The 25366-nt window shown below is 48.8% G+C and carries 25 protein-coding genes; 11 read left to right on the top strand and 14 right to left on the bottom strand.

Annotation, left to right across the window (positions count from 1 at the left end; all coding sequences use genetic code 11):
- Positions 1 to 78: 78 nt before the first annotated feature.
- The gene (locus ACG2E4_RS08365) at positions 79 to 717 is read left to right on the top strand and encodes a hypothetical protein (protein ID WP_395276247.1); all 639 of its coding nucleotides are present in this window, start codon (positions 79 to 81) and stop codon (positions 715 to 717) included.
- Positions 718 to 1029: 312 nt separating this feature from the next.
- Here ACG2E4_RS08365 and ACG2E4_RS08360 read toward each other — a convergent pair whose 3' ends face one another.
- The 5 genes from ACG2E4_RS08360 to der all read right to left on the bottom strand — a co-directional run bounded on the left by ACG2E4_RS08360 (position 1030) and on the right by der (position 4883).
- Positions 1030 to 1500: a redoxin domain-containing protein gene (locus tag ACG2E4_RS08360; RefSeq protein ID WP_395276246.1), complete on the bottom strand. Its 471-nt coding sequence runs from the start codon at positions 1498 to 1500 to the stop codon at positions 1030 to 1032.
- 41 nt (positions 1501 to 1541) lie between these two features.
- On the bottom strand, positions 1542 to 2186 hold the full coding sequence (locus ACG2E4_RS08355) for a hypothetical protein (protein WP_395259756.1): 645 nt from the start codon (positions 2184 to 2186) through the stop codon (positions 1542 to 1544).
- Between the two features lie 6 nt (positions 2187 to 2192).
- Positions 2193 to 2777, bottom strand: a complete 585-nt coding sequence (locus ACG2E4_RS08350; RefSeq protein ID WP_395259757.1) for a hypothetical protein — start codon at positions 2775 to 2777, stop codon at positions 2193 to 2195.
- Between the two features lie 23 nt (positions 2778 to 2800).
- On the bottom strand, positions 2801 to 3499 hold the full coding sequence (locus ACG2E4_RS08345; protein ID WP_395259758.1) for a NuoI/complex I 23 kDa subunit family protein: 699 nt from the start codon (positions 3497 to 3499) through the stop codon (positions 2801 to 2803).
- A gap of 76 nt (positions 3500 to 3575) precedes the next feature.
- Positions 3576 to 4883: a ribosome biogenesis GTPase Der gene (gene der, locus ACG2E4_RS08340; RefSeq protein WP_395276245.1), complete on the bottom strand. Its 1308-nt coding sequence runs from the start codon at positions 4881 to 4883 to the stop codon at positions 3576 to 3578.
- An 81-nt stretch (positions 4884 to 4964) separates the two neighbouring features.
- On the opposite strand from der, the gene ACG2E4_RS08335 reads away from it, so the two are divergent.
- Together ACG2E4_RS08335 and ACG2E4_RS08330 are read left to right on the top strand one after the other, a co-directional pair.
- Positions 4965 to 5195 (top strand): hypothetical protein, encoded by a 231-nt coding sequence (locus ACG2E4_RS08335; RefSeq protein WP_395259760.1) that lies wholly within the window; start codon positions 4965 to 4967, stop codon positions 5193 to 5195.
- 297 nt (positions 5196 to 5492) lie between these two features.
- Positions 5493 to 5864 carry a hypothetical protein gene (locus tag ACG2E4_RS08330; RefSeq protein ID WP_395259761.1) on the top strand — a complete coding sequence of 124 codons (372 nt, stop codon included), beginning with the start codon at positions 5493 to 5495 and terminating at the stop codon, positions 5862 to 5864.
- 149 nt (positions 5865 to 6013) lie between these two features.
- On the opposite strand, the gene ACG2E4_RS08325 is transcribed toward ACG2E4_RS08330, so the two are convergent.
- Positions 6014 to 7372, bottom strand: a complete 1359-nt coding sequence (locus tag ACG2E4_RS08325; protein ID WP_395276244.1) for an enolase C-terminal domain-like protein — start codon at positions 7370 to 7372, stop codon at positions 6014 to 6016.
- Positions 7373 to 7776: 404 nt separating this feature from the next.
- Between ACG2E4_RS08325 and ACG2E4_RS08320 the strand changes: the two genes are divergently transcribed.
- The 3 genes from ACG2E4_RS08320 (at position 7777) to ACG2E4_RS08310 (ending at position 11861) form a co-directional block, all read left to right on the top strand.
- The gene (locus tag ACG2E4_RS08320; protein ID WP_395259763.1) at positions 7777 to 9675 is read left to right on the top strand and encodes an ABC-F family ATP-binding cassette domain-containing protein; all 1899 of its coding nucleotides are present in this window, start codon (positions 7777 to 7779) and stop codon (positions 9673 to 9675) included.
- 290 nt (positions 9676 to 9965) lie between these two features.
- Positions 9966 to 11012 (top strand): hypothetical protein, encoded by a 1047-nt coding sequence (locus ACG2E4_RS08315; RefSeq protein ID WP_395259764.1) that lies wholly within the window; start codon positions 9966 to 9968, stop codon positions 11010 to 11012.
- Between the two features lie 9 nt (positions 11013 to 11021).
- Positions 11022 to 11861 carry an HAD-IIA family hydrolase gene (locus ACG2E4_RS08310; RefSeq protein ID WP_395259765.1) on the top strand — a complete coding sequence of 280 codons (840 nt, stop codon included), beginning with the start codon at positions 11022 to 11024 and terminating at the stop codon, positions 11859 to 11861.
- 2 nt (positions 11862 to 11863) lie between these two features.
- Here the strand turns inward: ACG2E4_RS08310 and ACG2E4_RS08305 are convergent, their stop codons facing one another.
- Positions 11864 to 12097, bottom strand: a complete 234-nt coding sequence (locus ACG2E4_RS08305; RefSeq protein WP_395259766.1) for a hypothetical protein — start codon at positions 12095 to 12097, stop codon at positions 11864 to 11866.
- Between the two features lie 177 nt (positions 12098 to 12274).
- On the opposite strand from ACG2E4_RS08305, the gene ACG2E4_RS08300 reads away from it, so the two are divergent.
- The 4 genes from ACG2E4_RS08300 (at position 12275) to ACG2E4_RS08285 (ending at position 17333) form a co-directional block, all read left to right on the top strand.
- Entirely contained in the window at positions 12275 to 13216 is a 942-nt protein-coding gene (locus ACG2E4_RS08300) for an SMP-30/gluconolactonase/LRE family protein (protein ID WP_395259767.1), read from the top strand.
- A gap of 172 nt (positions 13217 to 13388) precedes the next feature.
- Complete coding sequence (locus ACG2E4_RS08295) at positions 13389 to 13847, top strand: dCTP deaminase (RefSeq protein WP_395259768.1); 459 nt, start codon at positions 13389 to 13391, stop codon at positions 13845 to 13847.
- A 33-nt stretch (positions 13848 to 13880) separates the two neighbouring features.
- Positions 13881 to 14534 carry a hypothetical protein gene (locus ACG2E4_RS08290; protein WP_395259769.1) on the top strand — a complete coding sequence of 218 codons (654 nt, stop codon included), beginning with the start codon at positions 13881 to 13883 and terminating at the stop codon, positions 14532 to 14534.
- 90 nt (positions 14535 to 14624) lie between these two features.
- Positions 14625 to 17333: a UPF0182 family protein gene (locus tag ACG2E4_RS08285; RefSeq protein ID WP_395276243.1), complete on the top strand. Its 2709-nt coding sequence runs from the start codon at positions 14625 to 14627 to the stop codon at positions 17331 to 17333.
- Here the strand turns inward: ACG2E4_RS08285 and ACG2E4_RS08280 are convergent.
- Positions 17330 to 18211 carry a RimK family alpha-L-glutamate ligase gene (locus tag ACG2E4_RS08280; RefSeq protein WP_395276242.1) on the bottom strand — a complete coding sequence of 294 codons (882 nt, stop codon included), beginning with the start codon at positions 18209 to 18211 and terminating at the stop codon, positions 17330 to 17332. The genes ACG2E4_RS08285 and ACG2E4_RS08280 overlap by 4 nt on opposite strands.
- 278 nt (positions 18212 to 18489) lie before the next feature.
- Here ACG2E4_RS08280 and ACG2E4_RS08275 point away from each other — a divergent pair, with 278 nt between their 5' ends.
- Positions 18490 to 19851, top strand: coding sequence for a TrpB-like pyridoxal phosphate-dependent enzyme (locus ACG2E4_RS08275; RefSeq protein WP_395259772.1), 1362 nt, complete (start codon positions 18490 to 18492; stop codon positions 19849 to 19851).
- Positions 19852 to 20208: 357 nt separating this feature from the next.
- On the opposite strand, the gene ACG2E4_RS08270 is transcribed toward ACG2E4_RS08275, so the two are convergent.
- The 6 genes from ACG2E4_RS08270 to sufD form a co-directional block, all read right to left on the bottom strand.
- A complete protein-coding gene (locus tag ACG2E4_RS08270) occupies positions 20209 to 20967 on the bottom strand; it encodes a DUF1499 domain-containing protein (RefSeq protein ID WP_395276241.1) in 759 nt (252 codons plus the stop codon).
- Between the two features lie 211 nt (positions 20968 to 21178).
- Complete coding sequence (locus ACG2E4_RS08265) at positions 21179 to 21697, bottom strand: DUF2480 family protein (protein WP_395259774.1); 519 nt, start codon at positions 21695 to 21697, stop codon at positions 21179 to 21181.
- Between the two features lie 18 nt (positions 21698 to 21715).
- Positions 21716 to 22054, bottom strand: a complete 339-nt coding sequence (locus ACG2E4_RS08260; protein WP_395259775.1) for a HesB/IscA family protein — start codon at positions 22052 to 22054, stop codon at positions 21716 to 21718.
- 62 nt (positions 22055 to 22116) lie between these two features.
- Entirely contained in the window at positions 22117 to 22668 is a 552-nt protein-coding gene (locus ACG2E4_RS08255) for a NifU family protein (RefSeq protein ID WP_395259776.1), read from the bottom strand.
- A gap of 86 nt (positions 22669 to 22754) precedes the next feature.
- Positions 22755 to 24005, bottom strand: coding sequence for a cysteine desulfurase (locus ACG2E4_RS08250; RefSeq protein ID WP_395259777.1), 1251 nt, complete (start codon positions 24003 to 24005; stop codon positions 22755 to 22757).
- 7 nt (positions 24006 to 24012) lie between these two features.
- On the bottom strand, positions 24013 to 25359 hold the full coding sequence (gene sufD / locus ACG2E4_RS08245; RefSeq protein ID WP_395276240.1) for a Fe-S cluster assembly protein SufD: 1347 nt from the start codon (positions 25357 to 25359) through the stop codon (positions 24013 to 24015).
- Between the last annotated feature and the right edge of the window lie 7 nt (positions 25360 to 25366).

Genomic DNA, 25366 nt, shown 5'->3' with positions numbered 1-25366 from the left:
ACAAACCCTTTAAAAGAATCTCTGATCGAATCTAAAATTCGTCTTGATTCAGCCGTAACACACGGCAACAAGCAGCTTTTGCTGGAAACGAAAGCCCAAATTCAGCAGCTTGTTCCGCAGGTAGCAGACAAGGAGCTTTCGGTATTGGCCAGCTACTATACTGCGTATGCCAATTATCGGTTAAGCAGTATTTTTGAAGATATGGAAAAAGAACAGCAGGAAGATTACCTGAATACCAGCATAGAGCAGCTGGAACAAGTTACAGAAGAAGCTCCCGAGTTTGCCGAGGGCTGGGCGCTGCTGGGCAACTGCTACGGCATGAAAGCCAAGGGAATGATCTCCGGAATGCGATATGGTCCCAAGTCAGAGCGTACGATTGATCGAGCGCGGGAACTGGCCCCGGATAATCCGCGGGTTGCCATGATTTATGGGATCAGTCTTTTGTATAAACCCGGCATGTTTGGGGGAAGTGTTAAAAAAGCGGTTGACACATTTAAGAAAGCGGGCAGATACTTTGAGGAATGGAGCCCGCAAAACAGTCTGTACCCCGAGTGGGGAAAAGCTGAAAATTACGCCTGGATGGCGCAGGCCTATATTGAGCAAGACAGGTTGGCGGATGCCAGAGAGGCTTACCAGACTTCTCTTCAAGTCGATCCAGATTATTATTGGGTTAAGGAGATACTGCTGCCGGAATTAATAAATGAAATGGATGATTGATTTATAAAAAAGAGAGGAAAACAATAATCGCTGCACGTAATTCTACTTGTCAGCCTATAACTTGTTACAGTTGCAGAACGGGGCATATCAGCAGGTAAAATCCCAGATGCTCATGATTTTAACCACTTAAAACAATATTTACAACCATCAGCTGCGCAGAATCGCTAATTTTTCTCAAGACCAACAGCAAACCATTTGTCGCATAATATATATTATGTAAAGTTATGACTAGTTACCATATCGCTAATGGTAGTATGGTTGTATAGAAGAAGCACTTCTTTTACCCCCTGGGTGTAAAAGAAGTGCGGTTCTCTAAGAGAGGAGCTCCTGTAGTTTTGTTTGAATGGCATCGAAATCTGGAAGCTCACTGGAATTATCCAGCACCTCGCGATACTGGATAATCCCTTCGCTGTCAACGATATGAGCGGAGCGTTTGGCAACTCCTTTCATACCATAGTAATCATGATATAACGTCTCGTATTTTTGAGAAACTACTCTGTTAAAGTCGCTTAAAAGCGTAAAATTGATATTGTGCGACCTCTTGAACTCCTTTAGGGTAAAAAAGCTGTCCACGCTTATTGCCAGTATTTTTGCGTTGAGTGACTCAAAAAGCTTCATGTTATCCCTGGCTGTACACAGCTCCCTGGTACAGACTTCTGAAAATGCCAACGGGAAAAACAGCAGGACAACCGGATTCCCCATGAAATCTGAGAGTTGAACCTCATTTCCTTCGGTGTCCTGCAAAACGAAATTAGGTGCTTTATTCCCTTCCTTCAATGCCATAGAGTGTGTAGATTGAGCGATTTTGTGACAGTTTAAGTTACCTAATACTCCATTTCGGGAGTCGCAATGTGCTTGATATTGAACCGACTGGCCAGTGCGGTTGTCATTACTCCGGCCCCCAGCACCAGCTGCCATACCCAACTGTAATCACTGCTCATACCCGGCACGAACCAATACAGGATATATGTAACCAAAAATAACAGTGTTGCAGCAAGCATATATTTAAAGTGTACAATTTCTGCACTTCGATAGCTTCGTGTACCGTACATCATGAGGGCTACTAGTAGTGCTCCTCCCTCATAAATGCTTAACAGCCATGCTTTTATGGCAAAGGAATCTCTCACAAACCAGTAGGATAGAATGAGCAGCAGTGGTACTGCAGCGTAAATAAGTGGAAATTGAGCAAAAACCGGTTTGGATTCGCGTATAAATACGGCCAGTCCGCACAGTGCCAGCGAAACTGCAATAACGGAGGTAAACTCAATAAAAAGGGGCATCTCAATGGTCATGTCATAGCCGGAAAGTATGGTATTGAGCAGAATCCCCCCCTGCCCCATTGAAAAAAACAGGATGGCCGAGGCATAGCTCAAGTGTTTAAAATTCTGGGTTCGGTAAGCCAATTGAGATGTTTTGACGGCCGCATAAAGACCCACAACAAGTAGTAGAAATGCATCCCAGTCCATCATAAACTGCTAATTGTCAGTTGAGGGCGGATTATTATTAGGCGATGGACGTTGCCCAGCCCGCTGCCGGATCTCCCGCTGCGCCTGCTTTTCCTGGTTAAATACCATAACAAGGTCTGCGATATCTTTTAGTTTTCCCCTTTCAAAATGGATCATGTTTCGGGCAAATTCATACAATAATAATTCTTGTTTATTTTTATAAATTATTGTTTCCCAATCAATTAAAGGAATTTTCTTTAAAAGATTTACCAGTCCTGCACGATGTTTGACAATTTTGCTGAGTGTCTTTTGTATATCTTTTGCTTTTTCTTCGTCCAGTTGAAAGGTCGATTCAAAGTGATCGTAGTTATCCAACCGTGTGGGGCGTGAATTCTGGTAGGCATCTTCAATAACGGGACGATAATAGGAGAGCTGTGCATGATCAATCAGCAGTAACATTTCAGCAATCGACTCTCCCCCGGGCGGAGTCTCGGTGTAGGGAACCTCGTCAATAACATATTTCAGGGCTTCGGCTTCATCCTGCAGGTAGGCCGCATCCTCCACCAATTCATCCAATTGTTCCTGGGTGACCTCTTCCCTGCTGTTTTCTGACATATCCTAGGAGTGAACTATCTTTTCTACCGAACCCAATCAGACGAAGCGGTTACATTGTCATTTTCCTGCTGTTGCTCCAGCATTTCAACCAGCGACAGGCCTGCGTTAAATTCACGATCCCGGTCTCTTACGGAGTGAATGTTGTTTTCTTCCTGGAAATCCCAAAATTTGCCGAACTGTCGATTTTTGTATTCCCGGAGAAAATCCAGCCGTTCTTCCAGATCCTCTTTGGGTACCAGCAGGCGCTCTTTGTCGTAAATAGCCTCCTCGCGCGATTCAAACACAATATCGTAGTCCTTGCTCATAACGATGGCCTCTTCCGGGCAGACCTCCTCGCAATATCCACAGTATATGCAGCGCAGCATATTGATTTCAAAAAAATCTGGATACCGCTCTTTGGGGTCGTCGCTGTCTTCATTAGCCTGCATGCTGATCGCCAGCGGCGGGCAGGCCCGTGCACATAAACCACAGGCCACACATCGTTCCTTGCCGTTGTCTTCCACCAGCACCGGGCGTCCGCGGAAAATTGCCGGAGGATCCCACTTTTCTTCGGGATAATCGAGAGTTACCGTTGGCTGAAACATCTGTTTCAGGGAATACCACAACGCTTTAAAAATTTCAGGAAGATATAAATTTTCGAGAAATGAAAACTCGCGCTCCCGATCAAAATCCTCGTTCAGGGCGTTTGCTACCGGTTGTTCTAAATTCTGTGGTTGAGCCATCGACTATTTAATATAGAATTACGATTTTGAACGATTTAAAATAACCTATTCACCTGTTCTGTTCAATCTGAATCTATCATTTTTGCTTGAATGTAAGCGTAATGGGCACGCCTGTAAAGCCATATTCTTCACGGATCTTGTTTTCTATAAACCGCCGGTAGTTGGCCGGAAGTTCCGATGGAAGATTCATGAAAAATTTAAAGACCGGTGGATTTGCCTTAACCTGCGTGGCGTACTTAATTTTGAGTCGCACCCCCCTTTTTATAGGCAGCGGTCGCTGCTTGAGAATTCGCTGCAGGAAGTCGTTGAATACGGGAGTCGGGACCGAACGTTTCCGTTCTTCAAGCACCCTGTCCGCAATGTCGATAACACGGTGTATCCGTTTTCGGTTCAGGGCCGACATGGATACAATTGGTATCCACCGCTTGGTTGGAATCCGGTCATAGATATATTCCTCAAACTCTTTTAACAAGTTGGTCGTTTTTTCGGGCACCAGGTCCCATTTGTTTAACACCAGCACAATGCCCTTGTTCAACTCATCCGCCATGTGCAGTATATGCTTGTCCTGGGACTCAAATCCCTGCATGGCGTCGATCAGCAGTATCGCTACATCGCACTCTCGAATCGCCCGCTCGGTGCGTACGGTACTGTAAAACTCGATATTCTCTTTCACGTTTTTCTTTTTACGGAGACCGGCGGTGTCTACCAGGATATATTTCTTGTCATTATAAATCAGCTCGCTGTTGATTGAATCGCGCGTAGTTCCCGGAATATCTGTTACGATGCTACGCTCATCATTGAGCAGCGCGTTTACAAAGCTGCTTTTTCCGACATTCGGGCGACCAATAATGGCCAGTTTGGGTGTATCGGTTTCAACTTCCTCATCCGGTTCCGGAAGCATCTCCACCAGCCGATCCAGCAGCTCTCCGGTCCCCATCCCGTTCACGGAAGACACCGGGAAGAGTTCATCAAATCCCAGGGCGTAGAATTCAGTGGCATTAAGCTTTCGTTCCTCGTTATCCGCCTTGTTGGCGACCAGGAGTACCGGTTTTTCCTGTTGACGGAGCAACTGTGCCACCGACTCATCCAGACTGGTGATTCCCGCCTCCACATCGACCACAAAAAGAATAAGATCCGACTCCGACATGGCGATGTGTACCTGTTCGCGCACACCTTGCACAATCTTATCTGATTCTTCGGGCAGGTAGCCACCGGTATCAATAAGGGTGAAATCACGGCCGTTCCAGTCGCTCTGGCCATAGTGGCGATCACGCGTCACACCGTACTCATCGCTCACAATCGCCTTGCGGGCACCGATTAGCCGGTTAAAAAGAGTGGATTTCCCCACGTTGGGTCGACCCACTATAGAAACTACGGGAAGCATAATCTGTTTTTTACAGTTATTTTCGATAAAATGAAGACCGAAGAAAATAACGATTAAACTGCTTAAAACAGAGCTTAATTTATGCTGCAAACTTTTTACAACAACTTTGGATTCCTCGGATCGCTGGGTATTGCTTTCGGTGGGTTCCTGTTTATTATTTTTTGGGTATCGGGAATAGCCGGGATCTGTGATTCAGAAACCACCAGGTTTAAGACGGCGAAGATGATACTCTCGGTGGTTTTCCCACCCTATCCCTTTTTCTGGATTTTATTTGACATGTATGCACAGCGGCAGCAAATGAAAGAGTCGTAAAATAGCAGCTTGCCGGAGTGTAAGGTTTTCACGGTCAATTATCCTGTAAATTTCCGGTGTTAGCCTGTGTTTCACTGCTAACTACACTACATTAATAATATAACTACACTACATTAATAATATTCGGCTGTTTTGCTCGAAGCATGACGGAACTTTTTGGCCCGCGCGCATGCAAGAAGTTCGGAATACATAAGTACCAAGATTTCGGCGGGAACAGGGTTTATTCCTGTCCCCGCATTCCCTGGTCCCTGCTAATAGTCTTAATTGGTGTCAGCGCTACATAGATTGGAGGCTCTTATGAGTTTTTACTTTAATATCAGGATGTTTTCGTCCCTTCTCATGCTGTTGGCTCTTGCTGTATTTGCCACTTCATCCCTGAAAGCTCAAGAACCCGTCAAATTTGACTACATCAAGAAAAAGGGAACAACCTATTACGCGGTGTTGGAATTGCCAGATGATGAATTTCTGGTGATGGGAACGCGCGTCCTTATACGTAAAAATATGGAGATAGAGAGAAGGTATGGCAGAGTTGGTCAAATAGAGCTGCTGGTGATACTTCCCAACGGCAGACAGCGATATATACCGGGCCGGATTATGGACAATGGTCGAAATTCCACATTTTATTCCCGGAGCTCGGCCCGGCAGTTTGTCAGGAGGCTGAGTGAGTAGGGCTCACTGTCGAGTTCAAGAGTACGTGCTACATGAAGAAAGATCTCCGGGACGCTCCCGGAGATCTCCGCCTGCCCCTCCGGGAGAGACTGAAGTGCACCGCTATAAAGCCGGACTTGCATTAAATTATTTCTTATCTGAAATGCAGATCAGGGACGAATCGGGGTTCCATCCAGTGCACGAACCTGGGTCCATGTGTTGAGCTGTTTGTCCGGGATCGGGTATTTGGCGGCCTCCTCTTCGTTGATGTCGACGCCCAGCCCCGGCGCTTCATTAATTTTGACATAGCCATCTTCTACACGGGGTGCACCCGGAAAAATCTCCCGGAGACGATCCGTCATACTGGGGGCCTCCTGGATCCCGAAATTCCACACCGCAAGGTCGATATGCGCATTGGCGGCATGTCCCACGGGCGACACATCTCCCGGCCCGTGCCAGGCCGTCCGCACGTTAAACCATTCTCCCAGCCTCGCCACTTTCATGGCAGGCGTGATCCCTCCTATTTGCGAGATGTGGATCCGAATAAAATCGATCCAGCGGTTAGTCATCGGTTCGGTCCACTCATGGGGATTATTATAGAGTTCTCCCATCGCTATGGGAACCGATGTTTTTTGACGCAGCAGCTCAAACCAGTCGTTATTCTCCGGCGAAAGCGGATCTTCAATGAAAAAGGGACGATACTGCTCCAGGTCCTCACAAAGTTGAATGGCATCGCGGGGCTGTACACGCTCATGGATATCGTGACAAAGTTCAATCCGGTCTCCACAGGCCGCGCGCACTTTTTCAAAGAGCTCCCGCGTCCCGGCAAGGTAGGTGTGAGTATCCATAAAGCGGTCGCGCTCCATGCCGAATCCGGCTTTTTTAAAATCAGGTTGACCGGTTATGGCCGTGGACCCATATCCGCCCAGCTGGATGCGGCAGTGCCGGAACCCCTCCTCCATCGCCTGCTGTACGTTTTCAATTACCGCCTCGATCGACTCATCTCCGCAGTGCGTGTATGTATCCACGGCAAAGCGGGTTTTACCGCCAAGCAGTTCATAGACAGGCATGTTGGCCCGCTTGCCCTTGATATCCCAGAGGGCCTGGTCGAGTCCACTGAGTGCGTTGTTGAGGACAGGACCATTCCTCCAGTATGAATTTTGATAGGTCATCTGCCATATATCCTCAATATTATTGACATTCATCCCTATACAGAAATCGGCCAGGTAATCATTCACAGCCGAGAGTACCGGTTTGGCTCGCTGGCGAAAGGTGGCGCACCCCACCCCGTACAGCCCCGGTTCACTCGTTTCAACCTTGACGACAATCAGTTCAATGCCGTGAGGGGCCGTGGCAATCGCTTTTACATTGGTGATCTCCAGCGGCGGCAGTCCTTTAGTGGCACCGGCGTAGGCTTCCCGCTGCTCTCGCCTGGTTTTTTGCCATGGATCGTCACCCAGCGAAAATCCGCCAAAAGCCCCGGCTGACAATCCCATTCCCATATTTTTGAGTGCATCGCGTCTATCCATAATTATCCCTTTTTATTTAACAGTTGTGATCCGAATATGACGGTTATATTAAGCTGCCGACAAAATTAAGAAAAGTAGTATAATGATATTTTTGCTCGGTGTTGAATATGAATTCGGGGAAGTCGCACCTGGAAGTTCTGCCTGCTTTTGGGCTTCTATCGCGTGCACCAGGTGGCGTGCAGAAATGATAAAAAGGGTCTCAGGCAGTAAACTGTTCAATTACCAGTTTGCTGGAGGCTTGACCTGCATATCTGTATCTCAATCTTTAACGAATATTGTTCTAATCCTATCGTTATTTTTGTATAAACATGCAGTTCATCTTTCTGTGACTTTCTTCTGGTATTTGAATACCTTCCATGCTTCCGATACAAAATTGAGTCAGCATCAGCGTATTTTTATCATCTATGACGTACCTTTCCACTGAAAATATTTCCAAACACTATGCGGACAACCTGCTGTTTGAAGGACTCTCCTTCGGCATCTCCAAAGGAGACAAGACGGCCCTGATAGCCGAAAATGGCACCGGCAAATCTACCCTCCTGAAAATTTTGGCGGGCGAAGAGACCCCCGACGACGGCAAGGTGATGATCCAGAATGACATCCGTATCGGGTACCTGGAACAGGAACCCCGGCTCGACGATGACAAAACCATCCGTTCGTTTATAGCCGATAACGACAATGAGATGGTCCGGCTGATCCAGAGATACCACAATGCGGCAGAGAAACAGGCAGAAAACTTCAACGAAGAGAACAAGAAAGCCTTTGAAAAAGCGGCAGCAAAGATGGAGTCCGCCGGAGCGTGGGACTATGAGCAGCGGATGGAGCAGATTCTGGGCAAGCTCAACATCCACGACCTCGACCAGTCCATCTCCACCCTTTCGGGCGGCCAGCGTAAACGGGTGGCGCTGGCGTTTGCGCTGCTGGGCGATCCTGACATGTTAATCCTGGATGAACCCACCAACCACCTCGATCTCGAAATGATTGAATGGCTGGAGGAGTTTCTCATCAAAAGCAGCATGACCCTGCTAATGGTGACCCACGACCGATATTTTCTGGATCGGGTTTGTGATCATATCCTGGAGCTGGAAGGCGGCAAGATGTACCACCACAACGGCAATTACCAGTACTTCCTGGAGAAGCGGGCTGAGCGCCGGGAAATTGAACGGAAGAAGGCTCACAAAACCAAACAGATGTACAAGCAGGAGCTGGAGTGGATACGGCGTTCTCCCAAGGCAAGGACCAGCAAGTCAAAATCCCGAATTGATGATTTCAAGGAGCTTAAAGAGCAAGCGAGAAGTGGCCCTGCCGATCCTGAGCTGCGCCTCCAAATGGATATGCAGCGAATGGGGGGCAAAATCCTGGAACTGATCAACGTCTCCAAAAGCTATGGTGAGGAAGTGATTCTGGATCATTACGACTACGATTTTGACCGCGGCGAACGTATCGGCATCATCGGTCCAAACGGCGTGGGAAAAAGCACATTCCTTAAAATATTGACTGGTGAAGAGCCCCTTGACTCCGGCAAAAGGCGCGTGGGCGAAACGATCGCCTTTGGCCACTACCGGCAGGAAGGGCTCGATTTTGACGACAGCCAGCGGGTCATCGACATCATTGAAGAGGAACGCAAGATAATAGAGCTCTCGAATGGAAAGAAAATATCGGCTTCCCAATTCCTGGAGCACTTTATGTTTACTTCGGAAATGCAGTACACCCCCGTCAGGAAGCTCAGCGGGGGCGAAAAACGGCGACTGGCACTGATGCTGGTGCTCATCCAGAATCCCAACTTCCTGATCCTTGATGAGCCCACCAACGACCTGGACCTGCTAACCCTGAACAAGCTGGAGGAGTTTCTGCTGGGATTTGATGGCTGCCTGATCCTGGTTTCCCACGACCGTTTCTTTATGGACAAACTCGTCGATCACTATCTCGTTTTTGAAGGGGACGGAAAGATCAGTGATCACCACGGCACGTATGAAGAGTACCGCGAGCAGCGGCGCCGCGAGGAGCTGGATCAAAAGAAAGCAGAACGGGAAGAAAAGCGGGAGGAGGTAGCGCCGGCACAGAAGTCATCCCGCTCGCCTTCCGATAATCAGAAATTAAGCTACAACGAACGGCGAGAGTACCAACAGCTGGAGGAAGAAATTGCGCGGCTTGAAGAGGAAAAGAAGGAGCTGGAAAACCAGATTAGCAGCGGGGAGCTGGGACATGAGGAACTCCAGGAAAAATCAACTCGCTACGATACGCTGATGAAACAGATCGAGGAGCGCACCGAACGTTGGTTTGAACTGGCCGAACGGGCGTAGTGTTTGGGTTGGATGTTGGATGTTGAAGGTTAAAGGTTAAAAGTTAAAAGGTTGAAGAGTTGGTCCTTGGCACTTCCGGCTTTGAACTTTCAACCTGCATCCATAATGATCCGCGGCTTGTGAAAGAGAGCTTGGAAAAACCGTGGGTTTGCTAAGCTCTCTAAAAATTATTTGGGGATACCTGCACAGATCATTTTATTAAGAGTCGAGAAGAGTAGAGTGGGCAGATTCCCAATGCTGTTCCGGGCTGGAAACTGAAACGACATGTAGAATTATCTAACCAGGCATTTATGAAATTTATCGATCTAGATGACATTATACGAGAGGCGTGGCAACACTACGACGATACCCGGGAGATCAAGGATATCACCGATATCAGCGCCAAGGTCTCAACCAACCACGTGTACCAGATCCGGTTTGATGATGACAATATCATTATCGGGAAGCTCTCCTATTTCGGCAAATATGAGCATTTTGTAGAAGACCACACCATTATCAACGCCCTGTCCAATAACCTGCCGGTGCCGTTCGATCATTTTCTGTCTCGCTCCCTGATGAAGGAGAACTCCCTGTTCGTTCACCGTCACAAAAATACGCTGGTGGATGCATGGGTGGTTTTCTACCGCCCGATCCAGATCCGGGAAAAGCTCCCGCGAAGGCTCAATAAAAAACAGATCAAAAAGCTGGCCGTACAGTTTGCCAAATTCCACAAGGCGTGCCATACCATACGAAACACCCTCCCCCCCTCCTCAAAGACGATGGAAGTGGATATTGAGCATCTGCTTGAAACGCTGGAGACCGAAGAGGGGCAATATGAGTATCGGATGCACGAGGATCAGATTCGCAAGCACAGTCACCTCTTCCTGGATAATATCGAGCAAATGGGCGCCAATGATGAGCTTGATACAATTCCCGTTTTTGTGGACTGGAATATCGGGAATTTTTCCGTGACCTCCGACCTGGAGCTGTTTTCGCGCTGGGATTATGACTGGTTCCGCATAAGTTCACGGATGATGGATTTTTACTTTTTCGCCCGAATTGTATCGGATATCGGGGACAGAACTATTTTCAGCTACGACATCGACCCCCTCATGGAAGACCGATTCCTGATATTTCTAAAAAGTTACCACCAGGAATATCCGCTTACCGAACTGGAGATTCGATTTTTAAAGGAAGTCTACCGCTTTTTTATACTCAATTACGTGGTCAAATACGGCAAATATTTTTTTCACGACCTGTTTGCCACGAAGCTCCAGAAAGAAGCCTATGAAAGCTACCTGCCCCAGATCGATGAAAAATTCGATCCCGATCCCCTGCTTAAGACATTAAACCTTTAGTGATCAACCATGCAACATTTTTACTCGATAGCCAAAAACTATGAAGCTGTTTTTCTCGATTCCTATGGGGTCCTGAAAAATCATAAAGGCCTGATAGAGGGCGTACCGGAGACGATCAACTACCTGCGTACGGAGGGCATAAAACTTAGGGTACTTACCAATGATGCTTCCAAGAGTCCATCTCAACAAATCGAGGCCTTTTCAAAACTGGGACTGACCAACCTGAAAGAGGAAGAGATCATAACCTCGGCCATGCTGGCGCGTCAATTTTTGGAATACAAAATACAGGAAGGAAAAGTGGCCTACCTGGGCACCGAAAGCTCGGCGGAGTATATCCTTCACTCAAACATTGAGAAAATACCGGTACGCGAGGTTGACCTGGATGACGCCGAAGACATCACGGCATTTGTTTTTCTGGATGACGAAGGTTTTGACTGGAATTACGATATCAACAAAACGGTAAACCTGCTCCGCAGGCGCAATGTGCCGGCCATTGTGGCCAACACCGACAAGTTTTATCCCGTCTCAAAAAATGATGTAGCGGTTGCCACGGGGGGCATCGCCAAGCTCGTTCAAAATATGCTGAGCAAAAAATTTATCCAATTTGGGAAACCGGACTCCCAGATGTTTATGCACGCATATGAGCACCTCCTGGAAGAAGGGCCGATAAACCGGTCCGATATCCTGATGGTGGGCGATACCCTGCACACCGACATCCTGGGGGGAAACAAGTTCGGAGTCAAAACGCTGCTTGTGTTTTCGGGTAACACCCGCAAGGAGAATGCCGAGCTGCAGATCAGTTCCACAGGCATCATTCCCGATTATATATGCAGCTCTATTGTAGAATAGCCTCACTTCCAGTAGCTGATTTTATGCTCATTCTGCTGCGATTCCAGCTCCGGAAGTTCTGAATCAAAGGCTTTTGAAAAATATACCCGTGAATTGCCGACAGCTGAAAATTGGCGGGCTACAATGGCCCCGCGAACCGTAGCAGAACCCTTCAGCTCCACTTCGGCGTTGGGAGCATAAAAAGCCCTGGTATGGGCTTCGGCATTCCCGGCAATCGAAACATAATCTCCACCCAAAATATTGTTTCCCAGAAAATTTTGGATGACAGAATAAGGTTGGGCTAGTTTCTCCAGTGCTTCAACTGGTTAAACATTCCGGTCAAATAATATTTTTGGTTCATTAAACTATTGCTGTAATTTTGCTTATCGCAGTTGGAATGGTGCTAGTAAACCTTAACAAAAACTATTTGACTTATGCCAATTAACAGAATCTCTTCTGTAATCCCAATGCTGGCAACAGCTTTTGTGGCGTTGTTGCTGATTTCGTGCGCCGGTGAGCAGGAGCAGCCGGCTGAAGCGGAAACTGAGTCCCAGGCTACATCAACATTTAATTTTGAGAATATCCAGGATACCACTGATGTAGTAGCCCGTGCAACCGGTCTTTCGGGCCCTGAGTCTGTTCGGTATGATCCAGGCCAGGATGTCTATTTTGTAGCAAATTTTAACGGTCCCGGCGGCGAACGCGATGCCAACGGATTTATCAGCAAGGTGGGACCTGACGGTGCTGTCCAGGACCTGGAGTTTATGACTGGAACGGAATCCGCGCCCATGCACGCCCCGCGCGGGATGTACATCACGGGAGACACGCTCTGGGTGGCTGATGCGGACGGAGTTCACGGTTTTAACCGAACAACGGGTGAACATGTGACGTTTGTTGACTTTACTTCCCTGGAGCCCGGCTTCCTGAATGATGTCGCGGAAGGGCCCGATGGAGCCTTGTATGTTACTGACACGGGCCAGTCCAGGCTGTATAAAATTGAAAATGGTGAGGCTTCTGTCGTACAGGATGATCTCCCCCACGCTCCAAACGGAATCACCGTTGATGAGTCTTCGGGCTTGCTCCTGCTGTGCCCCTGGGGCGGCGCCCGGACGTTTTACGGGTGGAACCCCGCCACTACCACCCTGGAAGAGGTACGAGAGCTCGATTCAGGGGGCGACTTTGACGGTATCGAGCTTGTGAACGGCAGCTGGGTGGTTTCCAGCCAGGTCGATTCTACGATCAAGGTTGACGGGCAGACCATCATTCGCACCCCGGGCGATCCCGCTGACATCGGGATAGATACCCAGCGCATGCGTGTAGCAGTACCCTATATTGCACTTAATAAAGTGGAAATATGGGCATTGCCAATTGAATAGAAGTCCATCGCAGGGTAAAATAATAACAGGGAATGTTGTCGAATCAAGCGACATTCCCTGTGTAGTATTCGACGCCCTTAAAAGCGCCTTTGCGTACCTTACATGAATGACCGGTCTGTCGCCAGTGGAGCCAAAATCTGCCAAGGCAAATCCAAAAATAGATCCTAAAACCATGTTTCTTCTTCAGTCAAATGAACTATTGGATCATACGACAAATATTATCCATGAAAAGACCCAGCAGCACGCATTCAGTGTTGACCTGACGGTGGCAGAAATTTACACTTTTTCAGGTGCCGGCTCACTTGACTTCGGTGGAAGTGAGTTCCAGCCCGCCCCTGCCGAACCGGTTGATCCGGAAAAGAAAAAGGAGGAAGATGACTACGGCTGGTGGACTCTCGGGTCCGGCATCTATAAAGCGATATTCAATGAGCAGCTGAAAAACCGGGAAGATACCCTGGCTGTCATTGCTCCACACCAGCATGCAAGCGAGGCAGGAATTCTGGCCGAAACAGTCCTGATTCCTCCCGAACGTAAAGCAGAACCGGTTTCATATATTTTCCGGGTACCGGCCGTTGGTTGCCACATCAAAGAAAATGCCCGAATTGCCACACTGCATATACTGGCTGACTAAGTCCATTTATTAATTCAAACTCAACCACCAGCTATGGCTTACGGAATGCATTGGGAATGGCGCGGTTTTGGAAGCATTAGTTCGCGTTTTGCGCGGTCGTTCTTGCTACTCCCAGACTTTTACGATACCCACCAAATTACAGATCATTACCTCTGGATCCCCGGTATGGAAGTGAATGCCAAATTCCGGAAAGGGATAGAAAGCGGGCTCAAGTTCAAGCGCCTGAAACAGAAAAAAGGTGATTTCGAAATCTGGCTGGAGGATGAGGATGAACTGTACGAGTTCCCCCTCGAGAAGGAGGCGTGGGAATCGCTTGGCCGGCTGCTTGGCGGTGTTGACATCCGGATTCCGGCTTATCCCGACCTCCCCCCCGACCGTGAAACAACCGCACAAATGCTGCAGGAAGCGGGATGTAAAATTGTTACAATGAAGAAACAGCGGGAAACCCGGAAACTCGAAATGACGGAGGGTACCGTGCTGGTGGAGTGGACCGCCATCATGGAGCCGCAATCGGTCAACTCCATCGGGCTGGAGACATGGTCGGACCAAGACACCGACATGGCCAATGGGCAGGCCCTGCAATTAATTAAACAGGCCCACGCCACCCTGGATCTTCCGCAGGAGTCGATGCAGCCGATGAACTACCTCGACGCGGTAAAACAGTGGGCTGAAGAAAATAAAATTTAAGTGCTCAGTTTACTACCTTACGGGCGGGGACAAACCTCATAAAACTTTTACTTCTTTTATTACATTATGGCAAAGCAGTTTAACAGCACCATGAAGAAACAATTGGGCATCGGCGGAATTATCCTGCTCATTCTTATTCTACTTTCATTTTCCGACTGGATAATGGAGTGGCTCTGGCTTGACAACCTTGGATATGAACAGGTATTTGTAACTATTAAAACTACGCAGGTTCTTCTCTTGCTGGGCGCCCTGGCAGTAGCGCTTCTTTATGTTTTGCCCAATATGCATGTTCTGGCCCGTCATTTTCCCGGGTTTGCATTTGGCAACTCCCCCCTGGGGCAACTCAACCTGAACCGGTTCAGCGAAAGCCAGTTCCGAAAGGTTTTATATGCACTGGGAACGGTTATCAGCTTCTTTTTTGCTTTTGCCTTTTTTATGCGCTGGGACACCTACTTCCGTTTTCACTGGAATGAGACCTTTAACCAGGTTGATCCCATCTTTGGTAACGACCTGGGATTCTACCTGTTTCGGCTTCCATTCATCGAAATCCTGCAAAACAGCCTGATTGTCCTGGTCTTTTTTGTCACATTCCTGCTGCTGATCGTATATATTTACTCCGGCTCATTCAATATCCAGAAAGGATCCGGCATTACTGCCAGATCCGGTATCATAAAGCACCTGAGTGTTAATGTAGGGCTGTGGCTCCTTTTGCTTTCGTGGGGTTATTTCCTGCAGCGATACCGTATTCTGTACAGCGAAAGCGGCGTTGTTTACGGGGCCAGTTATACCGATGTCCATGTTCAGCTCCCGGTCCTCTGGATACTCTGTATTGCCACGTTCCTGCTGGCACTGTTGGCATTTTATCATTTTTACAAGGAGAAATTCAGGTTGTTGATGATCGGGGGCATCGCAACAGTGGGAATTGGCGTCATTGGCCTGGGGGTGCTCCCGACGATGGTTCAAAAGTTTATGGTGGAACCCAATGAGCTTGAGCTCGAAACCCCGTATTTGGAAAACAACATCGAGGAGACGCGCCAGGCGTACAAGCTCGACGCCATCAATGAGCGAAATTACAGTGCCCGGGATACGCTTACTTGGGCAACGCTCCAGGACAACCAGGAAACGCTCGACAATATCCGGTTGTGGGACCCCCGCCTTCTCATTCAAACCTACCGGCAGTTGCAGGAAATTCGCCTCTACTACCAGTTTTACAATGTGGATGTAGACCGCTATCACACCAGAGAGGGATACCAACAGATGATGCTTTCGGCCCGCGAGCTCTCTGATGAATTGCCGGAGCAGGCAGATACGTGGGTAAATCGCCACCTGCAGTATACACACGGCTACGGGCTGGTCATGAGTCCGGTTGCCCAGGAAGGGAATCAGGGAGATCCGCGGCTGGTAATCAAAGATCTGCCACCGGTCTCCGAAATTGGACTGGAGGTGACTCAGCCTGCCATATATTACGGCGAAAACGACCCGGGCTTCAAGGTGGTAAACACCGATGTGGAGGAGCTCGATTATCCGAGCGGCGACGCAAATGTCTACACCAATTATGAGGGAGAGGGTGGTGTTGCCATCGACAATTTTTTCACTAAGCTGCTTTTTGCGTACCAGTTTGGGGATATTAACCTCCTGCTGACCGATTATATTAGGGAAGGCAGTAAAATTCAGTTCTGGAGAGGAATCCGGGACCGGGTACAGAAAATTACCCCGTTCCTGCATTTGGAAGAGGATCCCTACCTGGTACTGAGCGAGGGAAAACTATACTGGATTCTTGACGCCTACACCACTTCCCGGGAGTATCCCTACTCCGAGCCGTCAATAAGCAATATTAATTACATTCGCAACTCCGTAAAAGTGATTGTGGATGCCTATAACGGCTCGGTGGACTTCTTTGCCATCGATGATGAAGATCCCGTGCTAAACGTATACCGTGATATTTTCCCCGACATGTTCAAGCCTCTGGATCAGATGCCTGAGGATCTAAAGCGGCACCTGCGGTACCCTGAAACCCTGTTTGAAATCCAGATGGAGATGTTCAACACCTATCACATGACGGGACCGCAGGTTTTCTACAACAACGAAGACCTGTGGACGCGTCCCAACGAAAAATATGGCGGGCAGCAGCTCAAAATGGAGCCGTACCAAATTCTGATGAAACTCCCGGGCGAAGATTCGCTACAGTATTTTCTCATCAGTCCCCTTACGCCCAACAACCGGGATAATATGATCGCCTGGATGGCTGCCCGTTCCGACTTCCCCGACTACGGCGAAATCGAGGTGTTTAAACTACCGAAGGAAAGCCTGTTTTTGGGTCCCGCCCAGATTGAGGCGAAAATTGACCAGGATACGGAAATATCGCGCCAGCTTGCCCTGTGGGATCAACGGGGTTCCAGGGTGATCCGGGGCAACCTGATGATCATTCCGATTGAAGACGCGTTTATTTATGTCGAACCGGTCTTTTTGATAGCTGAAGGAGTTGATATTCCACAGCTGCAGCGGGTAATTGCCACAACCGGCACAAATGTAGTCATGGAACCGACACTGGATATGGCCCTGCAGCAGCTGTTTGGCAAAGCCCCCGAGCAACCCTCACCCCTCCCCATCTCTATGGATGCAGACACGGCCGGTATGGGTGCCGTAGCTCCACAAACTGCCCTTGCCGCATCCACCACAAAAGAGTTCCAGGAGGTTCAGCAGCTTTGGGAGGAGGCCCAGCAAGCCCTCAATGATGAAAACTGGCAGCAGTGGGGCGAAAAAATGGACCAGATAAAAGACCTGCTCGATGAAAATTAGGCCCCAATTCGCATCCAGCGATCCAGGAAGTTTGCGAACCGTTCGGGTGAGCCGGGATCCATGTTAAAATACAGGGAAGGTTCGATCAGCTCCAGCTCCATCAGGGAGAAACTGTCTCCTTCTCTGACCATATCCACCCGGCTGTACAATGGAGTAGGTTCAATCTTCGCCATCAACTGATCAGAAACTCGGCGGAGCTCCTTTTCAGGTTCAACTGTTTTCAGCCTGCCGCCGTGCTCCTCCTGGACGCGAAAATCGTGCGGTTTGGGCGTTTTAAGCAGCGTGTGGCTGTATTCTTCTCCAAAGTAGATCAGGGAGAATTCGCCTTCATCCACAATATTCTGCATCATGGGCTGCACCATAAACGCCCGGTCGGCGAATACCTCTGCCAATTCGTCCACCCGTTGCTTTGCTTTGGTGATCGTCAGCCGGTAGGTATCATCAGCTCCCGCACTGATGGTGGGCTTAAGAACGATCTCTTCAGCATCAAAATAATCAAACCAGGAAAGCAGTTTCTGCTGGTCCAGTTTGTCAGACTTCCTCCCCCATCGGGTCGGCACAATGTTCACCCCTCTTTGTTCGAGATCCCGGAGGTAGGTTTTGTCTATATTCCACTGTACCAGTTCCAGTGCATTTTCAAGTCGGGCGGTTGAATGATCGATCTCTTTGAGCACGTTCATAAACCGGTCGGGATCCTGCTGGTAATCCCACGGAGAGCGAATAATTACTACATCAAACCGGCTCCAGTCAACTTCCCGGGTTCGCCAGGAAATATCGCTCACATTCCATCCAAGCGAGGCCAACGGGTCTTTCAAAAGATAGTCGTAGTGGACGAAATCATCGAGATTGTCCATCGTCAAAAAGGCACATTCTTTCATAGGAAATATTCAGTGTGCAGTTATTATATATTCTGTTTTGAAAGGCGGTAAATATAGAGCTGATAGCGGTAAAGAGATAGTCTACGTGTAAAGTAATTTGACCAAGATCCTGTGAGACGGCAGTTACTGCTGCTATTTTTCTGTATCCGATCCGGCCCGGCCAACAGGCTTCCAAAAAAAGTCCAGGCGGGGTGCATCCTAACCAATGAATTATTATCATATTCCTCTTTATTGTGCGAAAAATACGATAACCTTAATCTGCATTACAGGAATTAATTATGGATAGAAAGATTATTCTGGACGAGGCCGACATTCCCACTCATTGGTATAATATTGTAGCGGATATGCCCAACAAGCCGCTCCCCCCGCTCAACCCTCAAACCAAAGAACCGGCAGGTCCGGATGATCTGGCCCCTATTTTCCCGATGTCGCTTATCGAGCAAGAGGTATCCGCGGAACGGAAGATTGAAATACCGGACGAAGTTCGCGAGATCTACCGAATCTGGCGTCCCTCTCCCATGTACCGCGCACGGGGACTGGAAAAGATGCTGGATACCCCCGCCAAAATTTACTACAAATATGAAGGGGGCAGTCCCAGTGGGTCTCACAAGCCCAATACCGCTGTGCCCCAGGTATATTTCAACAAGCAGGCCGGCGTCAAAAATATCACGACTGAAACCGGAGCCGGTCAGTGGGGTACGGCTCTTGCGTTTGCCTGCTCCCAGTTCGATGTCAACTGTGAAGTGTACATGGTAAGGATCAGTTATGACCAAAAGCCGTACCGTAAAGTGATGATGAACACGTTTGGCGCCGACGTGTACCCCTCTCCCAGCGATCGAACCCAGGCGGGTCGGGATATCCTAGCGAAAGATCCCGATACCAGCGGCAGTTTGGGCATCGCTATTTCGGAGGCGATTGAACGGGCTGTACAGGATGAATCGACAAAATACTCATTGGGGTCGGTTCTCAACCACGTGCTGCTACATCAGACAATTATCGGACAGGAGGCGATAAAACAGATGGAGTACGCCGGCGATTACCCGGATGTAATTATTGCTCCGCTTGGCGGGGGATCCAACTTTGCCGGAATCTCATTTCCCTTTCTGCGCAACAATCTTAAGGAAGGGAAAGATACCCGCTTTGTAGCCGTTGAACCCGCCTCGTGCCCAAAGCTGACCAAGGGAGAGTTTCTGTATGATTACGGGGATACTGCCGGCTATACGCCCCTGTTGCCGATGTACACCCTGGGACATAACTTTACTCCCGCGGCCATTCATGCCGGCGGACTTCGATATCACGGGGCCAGTGTGCTTTGCAGCCAGCTGTTAAAAGATGAGCTGATTGAAGCGGTGGCAATTCAACAACTGGAATGTTTTGAAGCCGGAATCAAACTTGCCAAATCAGAAGGATTTATCGCAGCACCAGAAGCTACGCACGCGGTCGCCCAGGTAATCCGTGAGGCGGAACAGGCCAAAAAAGAAGGCGTTTCCAAAACGATTCTGTTTAATCTCTGTGGCCACGGATTCGTAGATATGCAGGCCTACGAGGATTATTTTGCCGGGAAACTGCATGATCACACCTTTACCGAGGATGAACTCCAGGAGGGAATCAAAGAGATTGCCGCCATACAGCCGGAATAGAGTCTGGCAGTATATCACTATATTATATTTAACAGCCTTCGGGGTTTCCAGTACCTCGAAGGCTTTTTTCTAGCCGGCATTTCTCACCAAGAAATTTGTTCTTCAGCAAGGCGAAGGGAAAATGGCCGCGCAGACGTACTTTCGTACGTTGAGCAGGCGATTTTCCCTTTAACGCAGCTGGAGGGCAAATATCGCGGCACGTTACACCCTGTTACATACAATGTCTGTAAAATATGATGCAAGATACTGCCTGCCATTAGGGTACATAATTTCATCAAAAATTATCGTGATAAATGCAGGCTACCCCAAACGACTGAACATAAACTGCGCACGAAATTATCGGTGATCGGTTGAACACTACTGCAACCGCTGCAGGTAATCCCGAATCCTGTGCGCATTCACACCAATATCTCCCCGGCCGATACGAGAAACCGATCGAACATCAATTTTACTGGCCGTGGAATCCGAATCTGCCGTATCCACCCGGATAACCACATCATCCTTGAAGCCATACCACGGTAGTGTGTGAGTTGCTTCAATCCGTCCCTCCTGCTCAGAGTACCCCACGATTTCCCACGAAGTAGACCGGGCGACCTGCAGCGCGCGTTCAAACGCCCCGGGGTATGGAACCTGTAAAATCAGCGTCTCGATATCCGGGTAGTGCTCTTTTTGAAGCTTGGCCACCTCTTCTCCCCCGTATTCGATATCATTCGGGGCGTCTGCCCGCAATGGTACCACCGCCTTAAATTCAGGGGGATTTTGTATATCGGTGGTTATGTCATGAATCGGTGGATACTGCTGGGCCTGGTAAAACCAATATCCAAAATTCGCGACGACCAGAAGGCCTAAAAAAGCGGCAGAATAGGCCAGGCCCTTGCCCCGTGTACCGGGTTTGTCTCCCCTGTTGGTAAAAGGATATGCGAAAGCCAGGATCAGTCCCAATAACCCGAGGATAGCACCTCCCGGCAGTAAAATACGGAATGAGGTGAACAGTCCCCACCATCCCCACTGGTATCCATAACCGGACATAAGAAAGGCCAGCACTCCCACGGTTGAAAAGATTAAAGCTGCTATGGCCGTTTTTGACAGCGGAAGTTGTTCATTGGCAGTCTCCATAATCCCTGTTTATCACTGTTGGAAAGATAGTTAAACGGTTTGCTCCGATTTGCCTGATATTCTTTCTCAGGCAGTGAAAAGCCGGAGAAACAGTCTTGAGCGTTTCATTAATATCCGGTATCCGGACTTGCCACTCCTTTTAACATAATTTTATGGGTAATCGTTGCTGGAATTGGCTACTGTATGTATTCTAAGAAAATAGCGAGAAAGGCTACTGTTTTCGGTATACAGGAACGTTGGAGCAGGCTTCGCCATACATCAGTTTGGCCACGTGAGGAAGGAGTTTTTTGGTGGCATGAAGGTACACGCTTTCCGGCACCGGCTTATCACTGCATCCTTTGAGAAGCACAAACTTGTCTTCATATTTTGACCACTCTACCTCATCGAGTCTCCTGCGGTAGAGTTCAAAAAGGAGGTCCGCTTCCCGGCCTTCAAAAATATCTTTGGCGTGGGGAGCTGCGTATACAGCGATGAGCATATAGGCCCAACGGGTAATGATAGCATCTTCAGAGCAGTAGACGGCCAGGTACTGCCCTTTATATTGTGTCCATTCGTGCACTTCCAGCTTTTCTCTGAAATAGTCTTCTTTCAGGATCAGTCCCTTAAATAAAAAGTCTTTGAGATCAAGCTCGACAACCGGGGTGTCATCATAATATTTTTGCAGATCTATGGTAACAAGCTTTTTTGATTTCTTGACCTTGTTGACAATTTCGCCTTCAGCAGTCGCCATAAATTGATGACTCCGTTTTTATATTGAAAAGGATTCACCGCAGGAGCAGGTGCGAGATGCGTTTGGGTTGTGAAAGTGAAAGCCCTCCCCGTTCAGGCCTTCCGTGAAGTCGAGGGTGGTACCGGAGAGGTAGAGGAAACTGCGCATGTCAACAACAAGCCGGATTCCCTTGTCTTCAAAGAATTTCTCCTTCTCATCCTCTTCAGAAGGACTGGTATCAAAATCCAGCTCATAAGTAAGTCCTGAACAGCCGCCGCTTACCACGCCAACACGCAACAGTGCATCGTTGGCGATGTTCTGCTCTTCGCGTATTTCATTAATGCGATTCGCAGCGCGTTCACTAACAGAGATAGACATAATGTTTACACCTCGTCATTTATTTATCCAGTCATATCGCCAGGCAGGGGAACAAATAATGGCTAGACCGAAACCACTTCAATTTCCGGATCAATACGCTTTACCATGCTTTCGATGGCATATAAGGTACCGGAAGTAGCCGTCGGGCACGTACCGCAGGCCCCTTGGTAGTGAACTTTGAGGCGGTTTCCGTCGAGCCCCAGAATTTTGAGTCCACCGCCATCAGCCAGAAGATACGGTCGCACCTGGTCATCCAGCATTTCATTAATCTGAACCAGGCGGGGATCGTCACTTTCCTGGACCTCTTTGGTGGCGTGCACCTCTTCATCCTCGGTCGCATCCAGCTGGGTATTGGCCTCGCGGATCGGGGGTGCCAATTTGCGTAGAAGTTCCGACCAAACCGCTTTGCCATCCTGTGTTACGGTCACATATTTATCTACGTAATAGACGTTAAGCACATGATCGATGGCAAAAAGCGCATCAGCCAGTTCGTCCTCTTTTGCCTCATCGGCATTTTCAAACGATTTTGTGACCCCGTTGGTAAGCGGTTCGTCCAATACGAAACGCATCGCATCCGGATTGGGTGTACGCTCTATTTCTTTGATCTTTGGCATAACTGAAGTTGGTTAGTTAGTCTTTCGCTCGTTTATTTAGAACGAATATAAATAGAAAAACATTTCCTTAAAAACGGAATATTCGGTCAGGCAAACAATTCTTTCGCTTTTTTGATCCCCTGTACCAGCCGGTCGATATCCTCCTCGTTGTTGTAGAAACTGAGAGAAGCTCGGGCCGTAGCCGGTACATTGAATCGTCGCATGGTGGGCTGGGCACAGTGATGACCGGTTCGAATGGCAATTCCCTGCTGGTCCAGTATAGTGCCGATATCAGTGGCATGGATATCCTCGAAAACAAAAGAGAGCACAGAAGCCTTTTCTGTGGCCGTGCCGATAATTCTGAGTCCTTCAATATTCAGCAGCTGTTCAGTACCGTACTCCAGCAATTCCTGCTCACGTGCGGCGATCTGTTCCATGCCAATATTGTTTAGATAATCGATAGCGGAGCTGAACCCGATACCGGCCGCAATAGGCGGGGTCCCCGTCTCAAACTTGTAGGGCAGGCGATTCCACGTCGTTTTCTCAAACGTCACCTTGTCGATCATCTCCCCTCCGCCCCTGAAAGGTGGGATCTCCTCCAGCCATTTCTCCTTGCCGTACAGGATGCCAAAGCCGGTGGGACCGCACATTTTATGGGCAGAGAAAGCATAAAAATCGCAGTCGATCTCCTGGACATCGATTGTGCTGTGTGGAGCGGCCTGTGCCCCGTCCAGCAGAACCGGAATATCGCGCTTGTGGGCTTCCGCCACGATCTTTTTCACCGGGTTTATGGTACCCAGCGCGTTCGAGACGTGAGTGATTGCAACAATCGCCGTTTTCTCATTGAGTTTCCCGAGGTATTCCTCCCAGATCAGCTCGCCGTCGTCATTGACCGGTACCACCTCGAGAGTAGTCCCCGTCTGCTCGGCTATAAGTTGCCAGGAGACGATATTCGCGTGATGCTCAATTTCTGAAACCAGGATCTGGTCCCCTTCGGAAAAGAAACGGCGACCAAAGCTGTTGGCTACCAGGTTGATAGAATCGGTTGTTCCGGTGGTGTAGACGATCTCGTGCTCATGCCTGGCATTGATCAGTTTCTGCACCTTTTTCCGGGTTACCTCAAACTCGTCGGTAGCCTGTTGGCTCAGCGAATGGATGCCCCTGTGAACATTGGCATGTTCGGCCGAGTGATACCGGTTGATCCGATCAATCACCGGTTGCGGCATCTGACTGGAAGCCGCGTTGTCAAGATATACCAGGGGATTTCCCCGTATCTCCTGTCGCAGGACGGGGAAATCCTTCCGGATCTTGTCGAAATCGACCGTATTATCTGTTTTGGTCTTTACAGCTTCAGCCATGTTGGAATTATACTACGAGTTCGGAATCGAGTTGGCGATTGGTGAAGTTGTGTACTTCATCAACCAGGAGCTTCTGCACGGAATCGATCGGGATATTTTCAATCGTTTCAAGTGCAAAAGCGTATACCAGCAGTTCACGCGCTTTTTCTTCGGTCAGACCCCGGCTTTTCAGGTAAAAGACTTCATCCTCTTCCAGTTGTCCAACGGTTGCGCCGTGGGTACATACGACATCGTCTGCAAAAATTTCAAGCTGAGGTTTGGTATTCACCGTACCTCCTCTTGAGAGCAGCAGATTTCTGTTTTCCTGGAACGAGTCGATCTTCTGCGCGTGCTGGCGTACGAAAATTTTGCCGTTGAAGACAGAGTGCGCCTTGTCATTGATTACACATTTATGCAGCTGGTGACTCTCGGCATGCGCATGGCGGTGATCCATGACCGAGTGGGTGTCAGACACCTGCTCTCCATCGATAAGCACGAGACCGTCGAGGGTAAACTCAACCTCTTCGGCCAGCTGTGTAACGCGCGGCTCATTTCGGGAAAGTTTGGCCCCGATATTGATGGTGTAAGACTCATAGTTGGAGTGGTGATTTACGTGTGCTCCCACTCTACCGATGTGGATCGCTTTTTCACTGTCTCGCTGAATGCGGGTGTGAATTACATGAGCATCCTCTTCCAGGTTTACCTCAATAGCCGGGCAGTTAAAATATTTGTTGTCGCCCAGCCCCACGTAATCCTCGACCAGATTCAGTTTCGAATTTTCCTCCGCCACAACCAGGCAGCGTGGAGTTACAAAATAGTTTTCAGGCGCGTCGGTCTGAACAAAGAGCAGATGTACAGGGGCATCGACCTCCACATTTTCCGGAATATAGACAAAAGCGCCATCCTCCAGGAAAGCGTTGTTGAAAGAGGTGAAGATATCTCCTTCAAAATCGGCATACTTGTTCAGGTGCTTTTTGATGAGCCCGTCCTCGTCAGCGGCAAACTGTGTCAGGTTACCGGCTTTTACCCCTTTCGGCAGTGCGTCCGTATTCGAATGTTCAGCAGAGAAAGCCCCATTTACGAAGACCAGTCGGGACCCTTCTGCTTCCGGGAGGAAAAAATTACTGAAGTCAACCGGCTCAATTTGATCCTTGAGCGCGGCAGCAGCCTTGTAGCTGTCCTGGTAGAGCTCCTTCAGGCTTATAAATCTCCAGTCCTCATCTTTTGGTTGCGGGAACCGGCCATTACGGACCTCATCAGCCCCTTTGAGGCGCAGTTCATCCAGCAAGTCAGACTTGCCATTCAGCGACCCCTGGAACTCCAGCAGGTCAGAAAGGAACGTATCTTTATCTTTACTTTTGGTAATATTAGCCATAGTCTCG

The organism is Halalkalibaculum sp. DA384 (genome assembly GCF_043951955.1).
Lineage (GTDB): Bacteria > Bacteroidota > Rhodothermia > Balneolales > Balneolaceae > JAMQKA01.
The sequence above is the reverse complement of the archived record's forward strand: the minus strand, read 5'-3'. Positions and strand labels throughout refer to the sequence as shown.